The following is an 18,326-nucleotide window of genomic DNA, read 5'->3' on the forward strand; positions in this document are numbered from 1 at the left end:
GGTTAAAAGAGCATTTACTGTGCGTGTTCACAGACAAAGGGGAAATTCGGGATAGATAAGGGAACACTTTTCACAGTAAAGCTCTTTTCGGATTTTCAGAAGTTTCGGGCTTGGAAAACCTATTATTGTGCTAAACAACACCCTGTGCAAGCATGGCATTGGCCACTTTAATAAAACCACTGATGTTGGCACCTTTTACGTAATTAACAAATCCATCTTTTTCCTGTCCATTTTTTACGCACGCTGCATGAATGTTTTTCATAATGGATTTTAACTTTTGGTCCACCTCATCGCGTGTCCAGGTTATTCGCATGGAATTTTGACTCATCTCCAGACCGGAAACGGCTACACCACCAGCGTTGGCTGCTTTACCAGGTCCAAAGAGGATTCTTTTCTCATGGAACAGGTCTACAGCTTCAGGGGTAGAGGGCATATTAGCTCCTTCAGAAACGCAGATACATCCGTTTTCGATGAGCATATGAGCATCATCTCCGTTAAGTTCATTTTGAGTGGCCGATGGAATTGCCACATCACACTTGACTTTCCAGGGTGTTTCGCCTTCATAATATTCAACATCCGGATATTTTTCGGCATATTCCCTGATACGTCCGCGGATGGCATTTTTGAGAAGTTTTACATATTCCAGTTTTTCGGCATCAATACCATTGGGGTCGTAAATGTATCCGCTGGAGTCGGACAGGGTAACGGGTTTTCCACCCATTTCAAGAACTTTTTCAACCGCAAACTGGGCAACATTTCCCGAACCACTTATGGCTACTGTTTTCCCTTTAAATGATTCACCTTTAGTGGCCATCATTTCCTGAGCAAAATAGACTGCCCCGTAGCCTGTGGCTTCGGGTCTGAGAGGGCTTCCTCCCCATTCGGCGCCTTTGCCCGTGAAAGTACCCTGAAAAGCATTGGCCAGACGCTTATACTGGCCGAAAATGAAGCCGATTTCACGACCACCTACACCAATGTCTCCGGCCGGTATATCGGTATTCGGACCTACATGTCTCTCAAGTTCCGTAACAAACGATTGACAGAACTTCATTACTTCCTGGTCTGATTTTCCTTTGGGATTGAAGTCGGAACCACCTTTTCCGCCCCCCATGGGAAGTGAGGTAAGACTGTTTTTCAAAACCTGCTCAAAAGCTAAAAACTTCAATATGCTTTGGTTTACCGAAGGATGAAAGCGCAGGCCGCCTTTGTAAGGCCCAATGGCACTGTTCATCTGCACCCGGTAACCTTTATTGATTTGTATTTCTCCCTGATCATCAATCCATGGTACCCTGAAACTGATGATTCGTTCCGGTTCAGTCATCCGTTCCAGAATTTTGTTTTTCATCAAAACAGGATTTTCCAGAATAAAGGGAGCCAAACTTTCAACTACTTCGTGTACAGCTTGATGAAATTCCGGTTCATTGGGATTTTTGGCCTTGACATTAGCCATAAAATCCTCAACGTACTTGAGCACTTTTGATTCATTCATAAGATAAAATGTTAGAGGTTTTGACTTTTTGGATGTGCAAATGTAATAAAAAATGTCGTTTTACTTAAAAAAATGAAGTAAAAATTGTTTTTTGTCGACAATTTGTAGCCGAAAGTCTGTTGTAAGATAAACCTTTGGTAAATTATTCAGGGATTGATAAAATTTTTTAGCTTTGAAATGTTTTTAGAAGCAATGATTTTTGAATAACGGTAAGAATATGAACAAGATCATACCACATATTTATCAGGTAAAAGTTGAACTCCAGGATATTGAACCGCTTATCTGGCGGCGGTTGCAAATTCCTGCCGACTTGTTTTTACACGATTTTCACAAAGTTCTTCAAACCACCATGGGGTGGGAAAACCAGCACTTGCATTTGTTCCGGAAAGGGAAGAGACTATTCGGTCTGGCCGATGATGAGTGGAATGGTAATCCTCTGTTTCAGGACTATACTATTGTACGGGTTAATGATTTGCTAAGAAAACCCGGGGATGAGATGGTTTATCAATATGATTTCGGTGATGACTGGCGGCACAGGATCATATTGGAAAAAGAGAGGGAACCGGATCCATTGGAATATTATCCGGTTTGCATTGATGGGGCACGGGAATGTCCGCCTGAGGATTGTGGCGGACCCGGCGGTTATCAGGAGATGGTTGCAGCGGTGAAAGATCCGTCTAATCCCCAGCATCGTTTTTTCAAGGCACTTTTTCCTGATGGCCTTGATCCTGAATATTTTGATCTTGAGCAGATCAATGACATTCTGTTGGAAGATGATTATGGCTGTCTTCTTCCGTTCGACGATGACGATGATGAGGAAGATTGACAGGGGCTGAGTGGACTAATTTTATGGGTCGATTTATAATAACAATACTCCGTTAAACTTTTTCAATACGTTGCAAACCAATTGTTTGCATCTAAATGGGGCTGGCTGTTAAAATGTAGTAGATCAAGGTTGTAACGATCATCTTACATCTAATATCTAAAAATCTAACGATCTATTGTAATAATAGACTGATAGATTTTTAGATATTAGATGTAAGATGATTCGCAAAACTTTGATTTACTGCGTTTTATTAAGCACAGTCCCTTGATCACAAACAGCTAACTTGCAATTTATTTACAATAGTTTTCCGGAGTATGGAAAGTGGCTATTTTACTTTAAATGATGCTACAACAGCTGCATGGTCAGAAGGGAATCCGGAAGGCCAGGTGTCGATGACTCTTGCCGAAGTTGGCACAAGCATTTCTCCCCGGAAATAAATAAAGTCCATCCGGGTTTGAAGTCCGTCTTTATGGATGGGCGACCAGGTAAACCCCGGTGATGTGGTCTCATCCGGAAAGATGGAACGGTAAACATCGGAAAAACCTTCTTCATACATGAATTTACTGGCCGGAAATTCCACAACCAAATCATTGTGTCTTTCTTTGTTTCGTTCGGTCCAGTCGAGGTGTGAGCCACTGTTGAAATCGCCGGCGATAATGGATGCTTTTTCATTATTGTTCTGAATGAGCGGTCTGAGTTCGCTCAGCAAAAACCTTGTTTCCATTCCACGGGTTTCCATTTCTCTCACTTCAATGGTATCGGCACGTGCATTTTCTTTGATAAAATAGGCCGGAAGGTTGGGTTGCCGGCTTAACCAAACGGGGCTTACAAGAATTTCTTTGTCGTTACCGATATCTATTTGGATGCACCCAAAATGGAGCGGACGGTATACATTGAAACTTTTTTTGAGCGGAAATCTGGAGATAACACTCAGGTTGTCACTTCTCTTATAGAAATAATAGTCCAGTTCACCTGCTATTATCTCTCCGGCATTCAGAGTTTCCTGAAGAGATATGATATCGGCACGGCTGTGTTTAATGATGTCGGCAATGCGCTGTATTCCTGCATATTTACCGTGGCTGGTACCTCCATTCCAGATATTCCAGGTCATGATGGTTATTGAGTCATTGTATTCGGGCAGGGGTCTAAGTTTTTTTCCGCTGATTCTTCTGAAATGCCCGGCCACCTGAGTTTCTGATAGCGTTCGCGACCAGATACCCAATTCGTCAATCATGCCGTTGAAAGCTTCGATTCTGATGTCTTTAGCCATAGGATCAGAACCTACAAACAACGAAGAACCCGGGAACGGATTTTCTATTTCTTCTGTACTGAGAATGGCTTTCAGATTGCCATCGTAATAGAATCGTGCTTCACGAAGTTGTTTGTCCAGAGAAAAACCAATCTGGTGCCATTTCCCATCGTTAACAGGCTGTTGTTTATGCGAGGGCTTGTAGCTGATGGTTTTTTTCCCGTCGCTGGCTTCCCACATCCAGCCGCCTGCCTGTGTTTTACTGATGTGCCAGCCCTGATATTTCTGAAAATCATCCAACGGGAGTTTCTGTCCGGCAACAACATATTCATAGGGATCACCAGTATCTGACTTGACCCAAAGCAGGAGCGTGAGGCCTTCATAATCGCTGAAACTGTTGCCATGGCCTTTATCAATAATGACGGGTTTCCTGTAGAGAGCTGTTTTTGTCAGATTAAGGCAGGTATCGGTAACACCTTTTTCATACGACACATATTTATCACCCTGAAATTTGACAGGTAATATTCCGGTATTGGTTATTTCCCGGTTGAAATCCAAATAGATAAGTGAAGGGCCCGGTTTACTGTATTCTCTTTTGTTGCATCCCAAAAGGAAGAGGATTGCACAGATAAAGATGAATAAAACGTGAACATGCTTCATGTGTCTCATTTTGGAAAGTCCAATATATAAAAAAAATGTGGAATTAGCAGAGTTCGGGGTTTTGTGGTTCTTATAATTTTAAAAAACTTACCTTTGTAGCGAATACAGAAATTAGAAAACATGGAAAAAGCAACCATTTACACCCCCAGGGGAGAAATGAAAGTCGAATTTTATCATGACGATGCTCCCGCTACTGTTGAGAATTTTGTTAAACTGGCCAAAAGCGGTTTTTACGACGGTTTGGCATTTCATCGTGTTATCCCCGATTTTGTGATACAGGGAGGATGTCCTTATTCAATTGATATGAGCGATCCAAAGGTAGGGACAGGTGGCCCGGGTTATACAATTAAATGTGAACTGAACGGGGATATGCAGTATCATGATCGTGGAGTGCTTAGCATGGCACACGCAGGAAGGGATACAGGAGGTTCACAGTTTTTTATTTGCTATAACAGGGATAATACCAGACACCTGGATCGTCAGCACACCTGTTTCGGGAAAGTATATGAGGGCCTTGGAGTGATCGACAAGATTGAACAGGGCGACCGTATCGAAAAAATTGTTGTTGAATAATATTTCAGTTTTATTTTATGAGTTTTGAATTGAGCGGCAAGTTAATTGTCAAAGAAGATATTGTGAAAATATCGGACAAATTCCAAAAGCGTGAATTTGTGATAGAGGTTCCAAATGAGAAAAATCCCGAGTGGAATGACTTCGTTAAGTTTCAGTCTGTTCAGGATCGAGTTGACCTAATCGAACCGTTTAATATCGGCGATGAGCTTAAAGTCAGTTTTAATATTAAAGGGAATAAATGGGAGAGAGACGGCAAAGTGAATTATTTTACCAATCTGGATGCATGGAGGGTTGAAAAAGTTGAAGCCGGCGGAAATAGTGGTCCTGCTTCTGCACCGATGCCTGATCAGATTGAGGACTTGCCTCCGGAAGCTGAGAATGATGTAGTTTCCGTTTTAATGTGGCGCAAATCGCAACTTTTTCATAATGAAAACTTTGCGTCATTGCCTCTCTGCGTTTTAGTTTTTTTTACTTGACTATTAACCTCAATAGATCGTTAGATTTTTAGATATAAGATGTAAGATGATTGTTACAACCTTGATCTACTGCATTTTAACAGTCAAACCCATTTAGATGCAAACAATTGGTTTGCAGTATATTGAAAAAGTTTAACGGAGTATTGAACCTTATAGACGAACAATAAATAGTGTCTGTCCATAAAGTGCCATTTACTGTGTTACGCTCGTCCAAAAATTACTCATTTACGATGAGTAAACTCCGTATTTTCGGACATCGCAAGCCTTGTAAATGACACTTTCTGAACAGACACACATAATATTGTGAAAATATTTTTTGTGAGTTTACAGACATGCACTAAATAGGGTCTGCTGAATAACACTTAAATAATTAATAATAAATTATTTACATCGCATAATTCCATTTAAGGTGCAAGGTTTGTCATCCAAATCTTTAAAAATGTTTGCACCAGTAAATGTTAATTGTCAACATATCACTATTCAAAAGAATGTCGTAATAATGAACGACTTTATCTATTTAAAAGGCGCGGTGGCCTGTCCGTTTTCCGGGCCGGCGGATGGCGGGAAGCCAAAATGGGCGACGTTCATGGCCTTGCGCAATGGCCGGAAATTTTGGCTTTCGCGGGGAGCCAGGTTTAAGCGGACCAGACCTTTTTGGTTCCGTTTTGGGGCAATGCCAAAAAGAACAATGGAAAATAAATTTGAAACAGAGGTTGCTGACTTTTTCAGCAACCTCTAAATAGTGATTTCATTTATTTTTATTGCAGCTGCAAAGTAACAACCGAATGAGGCGGCAAAGTAACGGTTAAAGTTTCTTTTTTGAGTTTGTAGTCGGAGAAATCGACTGGTTTTACCACCTCCGGATTGTCGAAAGTGTTGACAGAATTAATTTTTGGAGCGGTAAGCAGCGAAGCGTTAATCACGTTACTAAGGTTTCCGCCTTCAACGTCAACTTCCACGGTCTTGTTTTCGTTGGGATTCAGATTACTCAGGCTGATGTTGATTTTCCCGTCTTTTTTGGAGGCCGTGCCACTTATGGCCGGAATACTTTCTTCCCCATATTTGTAATCTTCGCTCTGGAGTAAAACCGGGATATAGGTGGCATCCTGATGCACTTTGTACATATTAAAAATATGATAGGTTGGGGTGAGCACCATTTTGTCATCTTCCGTAAGTATCATTGCCTGCAAAACGTTAACTGCCTGAGCAATATTTGCCATTTTTACGCGGTCGGCATGTTTATGAAAAATATCAAAAGTTGTGGCAGCAATCAGTGCGTCACGCATGGAGTTTTGCTGATACAAAAAACCGGGTGTTGATCCGGGTTCCTGGTCGGTCCAGATTCCCCATTCGTCAACCAACAGAGGTACTCTTTTGTGGGGGTCATGTTTATCCATCATGGCCGAATGTTTGCTGATCAGCTCATCCATGTGGCCGGCATTGCGGAGAGCACTGAAGTAAAGCTCTTCACCAAAATCCGTAGCCGACGATTTGTTTCCCCAGTCGCCTGTGGCAATGGTATAGTAATGTACCGATAGTGCATCCATGTGTCGGGCGGCTCTGTCCATAACGACGTCGGTCCAGTTGTAATCGGACCCGTTGGCGCCACAGCCTACTCTTTGGAATTTGCCTTCTCCATATACTCGTGCATAAAGTGAATACTGGCGCAGCAAATCGCTGTAATATTCGGGTCGCATATCACCACCACAGCCCCAGCTTTCGTTGCCGATGCCAAGAAATTTTACGTCCCAGGGTTCCTCGCGTCCGTTCTCTCTGCGCCAGTTGGCCATAGGGATGTCTTCGTCGGAGGTCATGTATTCAATCCAATCGACCATCTCTTCGACGGTACCGCTACCCACATTGGCAGAGATATAGGGATCGGCACCCAATATTTCACAAAGGTTCAGAAACTCATGGGTTCCAAAGCTGTTGTCTTCGATAACACCACCCCAGAAATAGTTTTGATGTTCGGGCGGTCTTCAACCGGGCCAACCCCGTCTTTCCAGTGATAGGTATCGGCGAAGCAGCCGCCCGGCCAGCGCAGTACCGGTATGTTCAGCTCTTTAAGAGCATCTACGATATCTTTACGGTATCCGTTGACATTAGGAATGTCTGAATCAGGTCCTACCCAGATGCCATCATAAATACAACGGCCAAGATGCTCGGCAAAATGACCGTATATATTTTTATTAATAGTTTGATCGGCATGGGCGAAATCCAGATTCATTTTGTTCTGGGCACTGGTCTGGGAAAAAGTAAGCAGACCAATGGCTGAAATAGCAAAAATCAATCGTTTTAGTTTCATATTTTTTCTTTTTAACCCGCCTCAGGCAGGAATTAGTTAAACAATTGGTTATTTACGAAATTAGTGTATGTTAACAAAAAGGCAGGTGGACACACTGTGTATTTTGGTGGACAATTCTCTCTTTTTGAAAGATTGTCTAAATCATTAGTGCTCGTCTATAAACTCGCAAAAATTTTCAAAATATGCGTGTCTGTTCAGAAAGTGCCGGTTGCAAGGCTTGCGAAGCCGCCAAAAACGGAGTTTACTTATCGTAAATGAGTATTTGGGCGGCAAGCGTAACTCAGCAAATGTTACTTTATGGACAGACACTAATTAAGTGTACCTGTTACTTTTTTTGTAGCCCGCATAAATAGCCAGACTTACGGGAAATTAACGTGATACAATATAAAAAAACGGCGCCAACCGAAATAAATTGATTAATTTGCTGTAAAGTTATTACAAATTTTTAAAGATATTTGCAAATAAAGAGTGTTTTTTACTTTTATATATTTTTTTAATATTTTTGTGATTTCAATAGTTCGTTAAAGAAAGCCTGAACGCAAAGACGCAAAGTTTTTATTATGAGGGAGTCTTAGTTTTTGTGATTGTTCTCTAAACAGTGCGTGTATGTAAACTCATTAAACAGCCCCTTGACAGGTATTTGAAATTGTCTCTGTCCATAAAGTGCCATTTACTGTGTTACGCACATCCGAAAATTACTTATTTACGATTACTGAACTCCGTATTTTCGGACTTCGCAAGCCTTGTAACCGGCACTTTCTGAACAGATACATGATAAGAAACAACTTTTGCGTAATTTATAGACGGACACGAATTAGTTTAACGATCTATTGTTGTGTTTAGAACAGGCATTTTAATGAAGAAATAGAGCCATGGCTACTTGTTTTGATATAGCGGGACTGCAGGAAGGGAAGAAAAGAGCTTTTGAAGAGGTATACAACGACTTTTTCGATATGCTGTTTTATCTTGCATTAGGGTATATTGGGCAGCGGGAAGTGGCCCTGGAACTGGTACAGGATGCTTTTGTCAAACTTTGGGAGAATCGTGCGGAACTGCGAAAGGCCACCAACATAAAAAATTATCTCTACACCATTACCAAACATAATTGCCTGAATCATCTTCGCCACCAGGAAATTATCAATCGTGGGCACCGGGATTATCTGATTCCCGAATTGCAATATCAGCAGGAAGCTTTGGCCGGTTTTCCGGACTCCTATGTGGATTTGGAAGAATTGATGAAAAAGATTGATGAAGCTATCGACAGATTGCCATCCGAAATAGCCGAAACCTTTCGTCTTAATCGTTTTAACGGCTTTACTTACTCTGAAATTGCTAGCCAGCTCGGAGTAAGTACCAAAACCGTTGAAGCACGAATTTCCAGGGCATTGAAAATGCTGCGTACAGAGCTGAAAGATTATCTTCCGGTTATTGAGTTATTTTTGTTGCTCAAACTATGAGAATAGATTGTTAGATTTAATATGATTAGTACCTTATCTCTGATTTTGTTGTATTTTTGGCAAAATTAATGCTCTGTCACCGCTCCGCGGTTAATTGTTACCGACATTATTGGTAATGTTACCGCTCTGTCACCGCTCTGCGGTTTTAGTATTGTCAACTATATAACAGCAGTTAATAGCCGCGGAGCGGCGACAGAACGATAGAATTATATAAAAGAAAAACAAAAAGCTGCGGAGCTGCGACAGATAATGTATAAATTTGTTTAGCTCTGGCTTGTCCAGGTTAGGATTTATAGATTCTGCCTTCTGCCTGTCAAACTTCTTTCTTTTTAATTACATGTCTACCATTTCCAGGAGCATCGAATACTGGAAGAGTTTACCTTCAAGCTCCCTGCTCCCTGCTCCCTTTCCTAAGCTATGGACTAAAAACTAAAAACTAAAAACTATTTGACTAACTAATTTAACCTCCACCCGTCATAAATCTTTGCATAAGCCCGAAAACTAAATTTCTGGTTCTGACTGCTTTGTAAAATAAAATAAAAAAATGTTGCTTTCCGGATAGGGAATGTTGCTTTTAAAGTGTTAAGGTTAAAAAAAGATAACATTGGAAAAGCAATTTTTAAATATTGTTCGAAGAAAGACTACTCTTCAGGAGAGATATGCGTTTTTTGAGGAATTAAATCAAGACCCGGAAAAGAAAAGAGCTTTTGAAGCCTTTCAGAAGCTATGGGTTGTCAACAATATGGCACATAGACGATTTCCCCAAAAGTCAAAAACATCATACTTCAGAAAATTTTGGGGACTGCGACAGCCTGTTTTTCGTCTCAGTAAATTGCAACTGGCATCCGCGGTTGCAGCTACAGCAGCAGTTGTGTTTCTGATTGGAGGTCTTTTGTTTTCAACACTAACAAAACCTGCCAGTGAACAATTTGTCCTGAATGCTCCGAAAGGTAACATCACTAATATTAAGCTTAAGGATGGCAGTGAGTTATGGTTGAATTCTGCCTCTACTGCTACTGTAACTACTTATGGCAATGAAAAAACAGTTGTTGATTTAAAGGGCGAAGCTTTTTTTGATGTCGTTCATGATAATGAGCGGGATTTTCTGGTAAAAGTAGGAGAATACTTCATAGTGGATAAAGGAACCAGCTTTAATGTAAAATACAATGCTGAAAAACAGATGCTGGTGACTTCTCTTTTCGATGGTGCTATTGATTTTTGTGGTGAAGGACGCTCACTTGTGGAAAAGATGAAACCCGGAACAGAATTTTCTTTTGATATCGAAAATAAAAAACTGGCTTTTTCAAATACCGATAAGGAATTTGTAACTGCCTGGAAGGAAGGAAAATTTGTTTTTGTGAATAAAAGTCTGAGCGAAATAACCCGTGAACTGGAAGAGTGGTACGACGTTCACTTTGTTTTTAAAAGCAAGAAGATTAAGGATGAAAAGTTTTCGGGCGTTATTAAGCGAAAAACCAGTATTGAGCATTTGCTGAAAGTGCTTCAGATTTCATCGAAATCGACCTACAAGATTGAAGAGATGGAGAACGGAAAGCAAAGAGTAATATTTGAATAAAAAACAGACACCCTGCGCCAACAGGGTGCCTGCCGTGATACGAGTTAACTGAAACTGCGCCAACAGTTTCAAATTGTTAAACGCTAAACAGTACAAATTTATGAAAAAAAGTCGTATGATGTTATGCCGGCAGAGGCATAACTGGGTGAAAACCTTGAGAATTATGAAAATAACCATGGTTTTACTCGTTTTTTGCGGGTTAACACTTTCGGCCAAAACAGCTGATGCCCAGAAAAATGAAGTAACGGTAAAAATGGAAAATGCCACTATTCTCGACATTTTCCGGCAGATTGAAGAAACCAGCGACTACGGTTTCTTTTTCAAGAACGATGAGTTAGACCTTGAAAAAAGGTATTCTCTGGATGTTGAAGATGCCACCCTGGAAGAAGTGCTCCAAAAATTGTTGGAAGAAGGCGGCTACAATTATCAGATTGTAGGTGAGAATGTGGTGGTGACCCGACGATCTGAACCAACGGTTATGGTGCAACAACAGGAGACAACGGTTAGTGGTACAGTGACCGATGAATACGGAAATCCTGTACCCGGCGTAACTGTTACAATCAAGGGTAGTACCACCGGGACCATTACCGATATGGACGGCAATTTTGAAATTTCTGATGTACCTGACGATGCAACACTGGTTTTTTCTTTTGTTGGAATGCAGACAGTTGAAAAGATCGTTGATGCTGATGTGATCAATGTGTCCATGCAACAGGCAGTAATTGGTTTGGATGAGGTTGTGGCCATTGGATATGGTAGTGTAAAAAAGGCAGATGTAACCAGTTCGGTTTCGTCTATAAAGGCTGATGATTTTGTTAAAGGAAGTGTCAAAGATCCGGGACAACTTATTCAGGGTAAAGTAGCAGGATTAACTATTGTGAATCCCTCAGGAGATCCTACCAGTAATTCTGAAATTTTATTACGCGGTAATACTACCCTGGTAGGCTCAAGTATTAGTCCTTTGGTGCTTATTGACGGTGTTCCGGGTGACATGAATACAGTTGCTCCTGAGGATATTGAGTCGATTGATGTATTAAAGGATGGTTCTGCTGCTGCTATTTACGGTACACGCGGAACCAACGGTGTAATATTAATTACAACACGCCGGGCCAGTGGGCATTTTGAAAGCTCAGTAGAGGTTAGTTCTTATGTCAATGTTCAGACTATATCCCGAGAACCAAATCTTTCAACAGCAGCAGATTTCAGAAAACAAATCGAGGCAGGTTTTCGGGATGCCAACACAGATCTTGGCCATTCTACCGACTGGCTTGATGAAATTACAAGAACGCCTGTAAGCCATGTCCATAACGTTACATTCAGAGGAGGTGATGAAAAAACGAACTATTTATTGAATGTAAACTACGACTCAGCCGAAGGTATTTTCTTAAAGTCATACAATAAAGATTTTAAGGGTCGTGCGGATATCAATCACAATATGTTTGATAATAAGTTGAAACTGAATTTGAGCATTCTTGGATCAGACAGAAAACTTAATGGTTTCAACGGCTACAATTATCGCCAGGCGCTTATTCAGAATCCGACAGCTCCTGTTAAGGATGAAAATGGGGAATGGTTTCAGCAGTTGACGAAATTTGAGTACGAGAACCCTGTATCGAACTTGATGGAAAGCAATGGTATGACGCGTGAACATTTGACTCGTTTTAACAGCAATATTGTTTTCAATCCTGTTGATGAACTTACCTTATCAAGTGTTTTGTCGTACTCAAAGTGGAATCAGAATGGCGGTTATTCAGAAACTAAGCAGCATATCAGTACTTTGCGCGACAACAGGAATGCTTATGCTTCAATTGGTGCATCAGAATCAATTGATAAGCTGGCTGAATTGACAGCTGAATATTCCGATGTAATAGGAAATCACAGATTTACTGCTTTGGCCGGATACAGTTATCAGGAGAATATTTATACCACTATGTCGATGGAAAACTGGGATTTCCCTACCGATCAGTTTGGGTATTATGACATCGGACTTGGTGAAGCCACCAAAAACGGAGATGTTCCCAATCCTCAATCCAGCTATCATTCTGAGACCAATTTGATTGGTTTTTTTGGAAGGGTAAGTTACAGTTATGCAGATCGTTATCTATTTATGGGAAGTTTACGCAGAGAAGGAGCAAGCCAGCTTTGGGGAACAGACAATGCCTGGGGTACTTTTCCTGCTGTTTCGTTCGGCTGGAGGCTGACGGAAGAACCATTTATGGCCGGACAAGATATTTTTGATGATATAAAATTTCGCGTCGGTTATGGAGTGACAGGAACACAGCCATCCGATTTATTTATGGGCGTTGCCTTGATGGGGTATGATCAGTATATTTATTCTAATGGACAGTGGATAAAAACGCTGATTCCATCTCAAAATGCAAACCCCGATTTGCAATGGGAAGAAAAGCACGAAATGAACTATGGTGTCGATTTTACTCTCCTTGATGGAAGAATGAGTGGTAGTATTGATCATTATATCAGGAAGATTGATGGCCTGCTATTTGACTATGCTGTTCCAAGTCCTCCTAATTTGTATCCCACAACCCGGGCTAATGTTGGTGAAATGGAAAACAAAGGTCTGGAAATACTTCTTACAGGAGTTCCCATTCAGAATGAAGATTTTGAATGGACCACCAGTGTTACTTTTTCTACCAATAGTAATAAGCTGATAAGCCTTTCTAACGATATTTATCAGACATCCAGTGATTATTTTACCACCGGGTATACAGGGCCGCCCGTCCAAACCTTTACGCATATTGTAAAAATTGGTGAGTCAATCGGTAACTTCTATGGGTTTAAAGTCATTGGTATTGGTAATGATCCGGATGATGCTTCTAATTATGGGCAATGGATTTATGAAGGACAAGATGGTGAACCCGTTAATTATTCTGATTTTGGACATTCATTTGATGATAAAAAGGTGATTGGTAACGGTTTGCCAAATTATTATGCCGGATGGACCAATAATTTCAGGTATAAAAACTGGGATTTGTCCATTACACAGCGCGGAGCCTTTGATTTTCAGGTGGCTAATATGCAACGCATGATGTATGAGAATCCTACTTATACGCAGTATAATTTGTTGCGAGATGCATTTAATCCTGTTTTTGGTAAGACTCAACTCAAATCACCACACGAGTTTAACAGTCATTACATCGAAGATGGAGATTATTGGAAGATTGATAATATAACACTTGGCTATAATATAAATAATACAGGAGTTGATTTCCTGAAATCGGCCCGTGTATATGTTTCATCATCCAATACATTAACAATTACCGGATACGATGGAATAGACCCGGAAGTAAGTCTGGTTACCGAAGGAGGTACATCTCAAGGGGGGATCAACATTAACAGTGGTGCCGGATTAAGTCCTGGTATTGATAACAGGGACAAATATCCTACCGTACGTACTTTTACATTTGGTGTAAATCTGAAATTTTAAAATTGAGAATTATGAAAAAACATTATATCAGGCAGGTTGGCAGAGTGGGAACAGTTTTGCTGTTTTCGTTGACACTACTGTTTGCTTCCTGCACAGACTTGAAAGATGAAAGCTTTGACAACATTATTGCCAGTCAGTTCTCTCCCGATGAAAGTGATTTGGCAGCCTTAAAGGGAGCAGCTTATGTCAATTGGAGAGAAGTTATGCTTCAGTGGAATGGTTTACATCGCGCAAATGAAGTGACAGCCGACCAGGCAGTAATTCCTGCACGGCCTAATGGTTGGGTTGATGGTGGCGTTTACAGAAGATTGCACGAACATAAATGGACGACCGATGATGATGTGGTTATTAACACCTGGAATCGTACTTATGCCGGTATAACCAATTGTAACAGGATTATTTATCAGGTGGAGGAAAAAATTATACCTGTTCCTGAGGAAGAAATCGAGTCACTTATTGCCGAAATAAAATTACTCAGAGCTTCTTATTACTGGGTGCTGATTGACTTTTTTTGGCAATGTTCCTATAATTGAAAGATTCGATGTTCCTGAAGGGTTTCTTCCTGAACAAAATACGAGGACAGAAGTTTTCGATTTTATCGTGGAGGAAGTAAAGAATAATATTCAGAAGGTTAGTCCTGAAAACAATCAGACCACCTATGGAAAATTTAATAAATGGGCCGGATTTACACTTTTGGCAAAGATGTATCTCAATGCTGAGGTTTATACCGGCGAATCAATGTGGGAGGAGTGTATATCTGCCTGTGACTCGGTCATAAATTCTGGTGCCGGATATGAACTTGAGTCCAATCAGAAGAATGTATTTATTACCGATAATCAGAATTCGGCAGAAATTATTTTTGCGCTGCCCTTTGAGTCAAAATATGTAACAGCATGGAATGCCTTTGATATTCACATGCAGACGTTGCAACCGGCCAACCAGAAAACTTACAACCTTGAATATTCACCTTGGGGAGGTATTTGTGCTGTTCCTCAATTTATAGAAACATTTGATCCCGATGATTCAAGATATCTGGACAATTATATAAAAGGACAGCAGTATGCATCCAACGGAGACAGCCTTTATTGTACACTTGGTGAATTGGCCGGAGAGCCTCTGGCGTACATAAATGAGCTCCCCGGAGTAGATGATTCACAGGAAATACATGGTTTCCGGTTGGGTAAATTTGAAATTGAAATGGGCGCTACCAATCGTTTGAGTAATGATTGGCCATTATTCCGCTATGCCGATATACTTTTAATGAAAGCAGAATCACTCCTGAGACTTGGTTTTGAAGATGAAGCCGCAACAATTGTAACACAGGTGAGGTCAAGAAACTTTCCCGGTCAGCCTGAAAAAGCTGAAGTTACAGGAGCAGATTTACTGCAGGGAAGTGCTTACGAGTACGGTTTGGATAATCACCTTAATTCTACTTACGAAGGTGGTGCAGACATTCAGTACGGAGCGTTTCTTGATATTCTGGGACGTGAGTTCTGTCAGGAAGGACGCCGGCGAAGTGATATGATTCGTTTTGGGGCATTTACAACAAAATCATGGCTCTCACATTCACCCAATGGTGATCACAGAGTATTGTTCCCTATCCCCGAACCGGAACTCCAAAAGAATCCTAATCTGACGCAAAATCCCGGTTATTAAATAAATATTTCAAATATGGGAAGGCCCTTCGCGGGCTTTCCTTTTTTTGTGTGGAACGGTGATTCCGTTCTTAATCAATATTTTTATAAAATCATGCTATGAGGTCAATTCTTTATTATTTTCTTATAGGTATAGTCATTTCAGTTGTTACTGTTTCGTGCGATCGGGAAAAGTATGAGCTGACTGACAGGGGAATTACTGCAACCATTGATTCGATTGATGTTAATATTCAGTTTTATTCGCCGGAAATTGTTCGGATCGTGAAATCAAAAGCCGGTTTTGAATATGAAAAAAACAGTTTGTCTGTTATCAAGACTCCGGAGGTTGTTGATTTTGATATTCACGAAAACGAAGGAAATTTGATCATTTCTTCTGAAAAAATTTTGGTGAAACTGAACTTAGCTACCGCTGAACTTAGCTTCTCTAATGGTGACGAAACCCCTCTGTTTACAGAAAAAAAGAACGGATCAGGTTTTAAGTCTAAATTAGATTTAGGTACTAAAACTTATGCTGTTAAGCAAAGTTTTAAATTAGACCCTGATGAAAAAATATATGGATTGGGCCAGCTGCAAAACGGGAAAATGTCTCAACGCTATCAGGAAGTTAAACTTTTTCAGGATAATAAAGTAACTGTTATTCCTTTCTTCCAGTCGAATAAAGGATACGGACTTTTCTGGGACAATTATTCAACCACTGTATTCAGTGACAATAAAGAAGAAACTTTTTTTGAATCTGAAATAGGTGATTGTATTGATTATTATGTGATGACAGGGGGAGATGCCGATGGTGTTATAGCCAATATGCGCGATCTAACCGGTCAGGTACCGATGTTTCCCTACTGGACTTATGGCTACTGGCAGAGTAAGGAAAGATATAAGAGTCAGGACGAAACAGTTGGCGTTGTTAAGAAATATCGTGAATTGGGTGTTCCTCTTGATGGAATCATCCAGGATTGGCAATACTGGGGTAATAATTACCATTGGAATGCTATGAGATTTTTGAATCCTGAATTCCCGGAGCCACAGAAAATGGTTGATCAGGTTCATGATATGAATGCACATCTCATTATCTCTGTGTGGGCATCTTTTGGTCCAAAAACAGAACAGTTTAAAGTGTTGGATGAAAAAGATATGTTACTGGACTTTAAAACCTGGCCTCCCAGGGCAACCAACCGGTATCCGGTTAAGCCCGATGATAAGCCATCAGGAGTGAGGCCTTATGATGCTTATGATCCTGAGGCAAGGGATATTTATTGGAATTATCTTCAAAAAGGCCTTTTTTCTTACGGGATAGATGGCTGGTGGCTCGATTCAACGGAACCTGACCATTTGGATATTAAGGACGAAGACTTTGATAATGAAACCTATCTTGGTTCTTATCGTCGTGTGCGTAATGCCTTTCCGTTAATGACAGTTGGTGGTGTATACAAACATCAACGTGAAGTTACGGATGATAAGCGTGTATTTATTTTGACCCGTTCGGCTTTTGCCGGGCAGCAACGATATGGCGCCAATTCCTGGTCGGGTGATGTAATTACGGACTGGGACGTTCTGCGGAAGCAAATTTCTTCGGGGCTCAATTTTTCACTTACGGGAATTCCATACTGGAACAGTGATATCGGTGGTTTTTTTGTTTGGAATTATCCGGGTGGTGTCAACAACAAAGCTTTCCATGAAATTTATGTACGCTGGCTGCAATTTGGAACTTTTTGTCCCATGATGCGCTCACACGGTACTGATACGCCACGTGAAATATGGCAATTTGGGGAATCGGGTGACTGGTCATACGATGCCATTGAGAAATTCATCAATCTTCGATATCGTTTATTGCCTTACATTTATTCTGTTTCATGGGATGTAACTCATAATGCTTCAAGTATGATGCGGGCTTTAGTAATGGATTTTGCTCATGACAAAAATGCCCTGGATGTTGATGATGAATATATGTTTGGTAAGTCATTACTGGTTGCTCCGGTAACGGAGCCGATGTATGTAAAAACCGAAAAAGAAGATAATAAATACATCAACCCGGTTGAGGATTTCAGTCAAATTGGATCAAAGAGTGTTTACCTCCCTGATGGAACACAATGGTTTGATTTCTGGACTGGAGAAGAATTCAAAGGCGGGCAGAATGTTGAGAAAGATGTTCCCATCGATATAATACCTTTGTATGTTAAAGCAGGCTCTATCCTTCCAATGGGTCCATTTGTGCAATATGCCGGAGAAAAAAAGGACCCTGTTGAGTTGAGGATATATCCCGGTGCAGACGGGAAGTTTGTTTTGTATGAAGATGAAGGTGACAATTACAATTATGAAGAAGGAGCCTATTCGACCATTGAGATCATCTGGAGCGATAAAGAACGTGAATTAACAATAGGTAAGAGAGAAGGAGAATTTCCAGGTATGTCCGACTCACATACATTTAACGTGGTCGTTGTTGAAGAAGGCAAAGGAACAGGTCTGGAAGTTGCCGAACCTTTAAGGACAGTAATTTGGAAGGGGGATGAAGAGAAAATTAAGTTGTAATTTAAATTAAACATATTGTGAGCATGCAAAAGAATACCTGTGTTTGCATGTTTTGTAGACACAGGTATTACTTAGTGTCTGTCCATAAA

14 protein-coding genes are annotated in these 18,326 nt (G+C 40.7%); 10 read left to right on the forward strand and 4 right to left on the reverse strand.

Annotation, left to right across the window (positions count from 1 at the left end; all coding sequences use genetic code 11):
- Positions 1-130: 130 nt before the first annotated feature.
- Entirely contained in the window at positions 131-1,489 is a 1,359-nt protein-coding gene (gdhA, locus tag OQ5_RS0118555; RefSeq protein WP_016778926.1) for an NADP-specific glutamate dehydrogenase, read from the reverse strand.
- A gap of 217 nt (positions 1,490-1,706) precedes the next feature.
- Between gdhA and OQ5_RS0118560 the strand changes: the two genes are divergently transcribed.
- Positions 1,707-2,315, forward strand: coding sequence for a plasmid pRiA4b ORF-3 family protein (locus tag OQ5_RS0118560; protein ID WP_044108097.1), 609 nt, complete (start codon positions 1,707-1,709; stop codon positions 2,313-2,315).
- 325 nt (positions 2,316-2,640) lie between these two features.
- Here OQ5_RS0118560 and OQ5_RS0118565 read toward each other — a convergent pair whose 3' ends face one another.
- Positions 2,641-4,224: an endonuclease/exonuclease/phosphatase family protein gene (locus OQ5_RS0118565; protein ID WP_016778928.1), complete on the reverse strand. Its 1,584-nt coding sequence runs from the start codon at positions 4,222-4,224 to the stop codon at positions 2,641-2,643.
- A 120-nt stretch (positions 4,225-4,344) separates the two neighbouring features.
- Between OQ5_RS0118565 and OQ5_RS0118570 the strand changes: the two genes are divergently transcribed.
- From OQ5_RS0118570 to OQ5_RS0118580, 3 genes are all read left to right on the forward strand, one after another.
- Positions 4,345-4,797 (forward strand): peptidylprolyl isomerase, encoded by a 453-nt coding sequence (locus tag OQ5_RS0118570; RefSeq protein ID WP_016778929.1) that lies wholly within the window; start codon positions 4,345-4,347, stop codon positions 4,795-4,797.
- A 17-nt stretch (positions 4,798-4,814) separates the two neighbouring features.
- A complete protein-coding gene (locus OQ5_RS0118575) occupies positions 4,815-5,273 on the forward strand; it encodes a DUF3127 domain-containing protein (RefSeq protein WP_016778930.1) in 459 nt (152 codons plus the stop codon).
- Positions 5,274-5,772: 499 nt separating this feature from the next.
- Positions 5,773-6,012 carry a hypothetical protein gene (locus tag OQ5_RS0118580; protein ID WP_016778931.1) on the forward strand — a complete coding sequence of 80 codons (240 nt, stop codon included), beginning with the start codon at positions 5,773-5,775 and terminating at the stop codon, positions 6,010-6,012.
- Positions 6,013-6,031: 19 nt separating this feature from the next.
- Here OQ5_RS0118580 and OQ5_RS21660 read toward each other — a convergent pair whose 3' ends face one another.
- Positions 6,032-7,162 (reverse strand): alpha-N-arabinofuranosidase, encoded by a 1,131-nt coding sequence (locus tag OQ5_RS21660; protein WP_304362432.1) that lies wholly within the window; start codon positions 7,160-7,162, stop codon positions 6,032-6,034.
- A gap of 14 nt (positions 7,163-7,176) precedes the next feature.
- A complete protein-coding gene (locus OQ5_RS25155) occupies positions 7,177-7,578 on the reverse strand; it encodes a hypothetical protein (protein ID WP_304362433.1) in 402 nt (133 codons plus the stop codon).
- A gap of 872 nt (positions 7,579-8,450) precedes the next feature.
- Between OQ5_RS25155 and OQ5_RS0118590 the strand changes: the two genes are divergently transcribed.
- The 6 genes from OQ5_RS0118590 (at position 8,451) to OQ5_RS0118615 (ending at position 18,237) form a co-directional block, all read left to right on the forward strand.
- Positions 8,451-9,035, forward strand: coding sequence for an RNA polymerase sigma-70 factor (locus tag OQ5_RS0118590; RefSeq protein ID WP_016778932.1), 585 nt, complete (start codon positions 8,451-8,453; stop codon positions 9,033-9,035).
- 604 nt (positions 9,036-9,639) lie between these two features.
- Positions 9,640-10,611 carry a FecR family protein gene (locus OQ5_RS0118600; protein WP_016778934.1) on the forward strand — a complete coding sequence of 324 codons (972 nt, stop codon included), beginning with the start codon at positions 9,640-9,642 and terminating at the stop codon, positions 10,609-10,611.
- 163 nt (positions 10,612-10,774) lie between these two features.
- Positions 10,775-14,056, forward strand: a complete 3,282-nt coding sequence (locus OQ5_RS0118605) for a SusC/RagA family TonB-linked outer membrane protein (RefSeq protein WP_100221965.1) — start codon at positions 10,775-10,777, stop codon at positions 14,054-14,056.
- An 11-nt stretch (positions 14,057-14,067) separates the two neighbouring features.
- A complete protein-coding gene (locus tag OQ5_RS23965) occupies positions 14,068-14,589 on the forward strand; it encodes a RagB/SusD family nutrient uptake outer membrane protein (RefSeq protein ID WP_218054578.1) in 522 nt (173 codons plus the stop codon).
- Positions 14,558-15,712 (forward strand): RagB/SusD family nutrient uptake outer membrane protein, encoded by a 1,155-nt coding sequence (locus OQ5_RS21665; RefSeq protein WP_218054579.1) that lies wholly within the window; start codon positions 14,558-14,560, stop codon positions 15,710-15,712. Before OQ5_RS23965 ends, OQ5_RS21665 begins: the two co-directional genes overlap by 32 nt.
- Before the next feature lie 98 nt (positions 15,713-15,810).
- Positions 15,811-18,237, forward strand: a complete 2,427-nt coding sequence (locus OQ5_RS0118615; RefSeq protein ID WP_016778936.1) for a glycoside hydrolase family 31 protein — start codon at positions 15,811-15,813, stop codon at positions 18,235-18,237.
- The last annotated feature ends 89 nt before the right edge of the window (positions 18,238-18,326 follow it).

Source organism: Anaerophaga thermohalophila str. Valhall (assembly GCF_000250735.1).
GTDB lineage: Bacteria > Bacteroidota > Bacteroidia > Bacteroidales > Marinilabiliaceae > Anaerophaga > Anaerophaga thermohalophila_A.

Coding starts and splice junctions, on each gene's coding strand:
- gdhA (WP_016778926.1), bottom strand. CDS start 1,489: ATGAATGAATCAAAAGTGCTCAAGTACGTTGAGGATTTTATGGCTAAT.
- OQ5_RS0118560 (WP_044108097.1), top strand. CDS start 1,707: ATGAACAAGATCATACCACATATTTATCAGGTAAAAGTTGAACTCCAG.
- OQ5_RS0118565 (WP_016778928.1), bottom strand. CDS start 4,224: ATGAAGCATGTTCACGTTTTATTCATCTTTATCTGTGCAATCCTCTTC.
- OQ5_RS0118570 (WP_016778929.1), top strand. CDS start 4,345: ATGGAAAAAGCAACCATTTACACCCCCAGGGGAGAAATGAAAGTCGAA.
- OQ5_RS0118575 (WP_016778930.1), top strand. CDS start 4,815: ATGAGTTTTGAATTGAGCGGCAAGTTAATTGTCAAAGAAGATATTGTG.
- OQ5_RS0118580 (WP_016778931.1), top strand. CDS start 5,773: ATGAACGACTTTATCTATTTAAAAGGCGCGGTGGCCTGTCCGTTTTCC.
- OQ5_RS25155 (WP_304362433.1), bottom strand. CDS start 7,578: ATGAAACTAAAACGATTGATTTTTGCTATTTCAGCCATTGGTCTGCTT.
- OQ5_RS0118590 (WP_016778932.1), top strand. CDS start 8,451: ATGGCTACTTGTTTTGATATAGCGGGACTGCAGGAAGGGAAGAAAAGA.
- OQ5_RS0118605 (WP_100221965.1), top strand. CDS start 10,775: ATGAAAATAACCATGGTTTTACTCGTTTTTTGCGGGTTAACACTTTCG.
- OQ5_RS23965 (WP_218054578.1), top strand. CDS start 14,068: ATGAAAAAACATTATATCAGGCAGGTTGGCAGAGTGGGAACAGTTTTG.
- OQ5_RS0118615 (WP_016778936.1), top strand. CDS start 15,811: ATGAGGTCAATTCTTTATTATTTTCTTATAGGTATAGTCATTTCAGTT.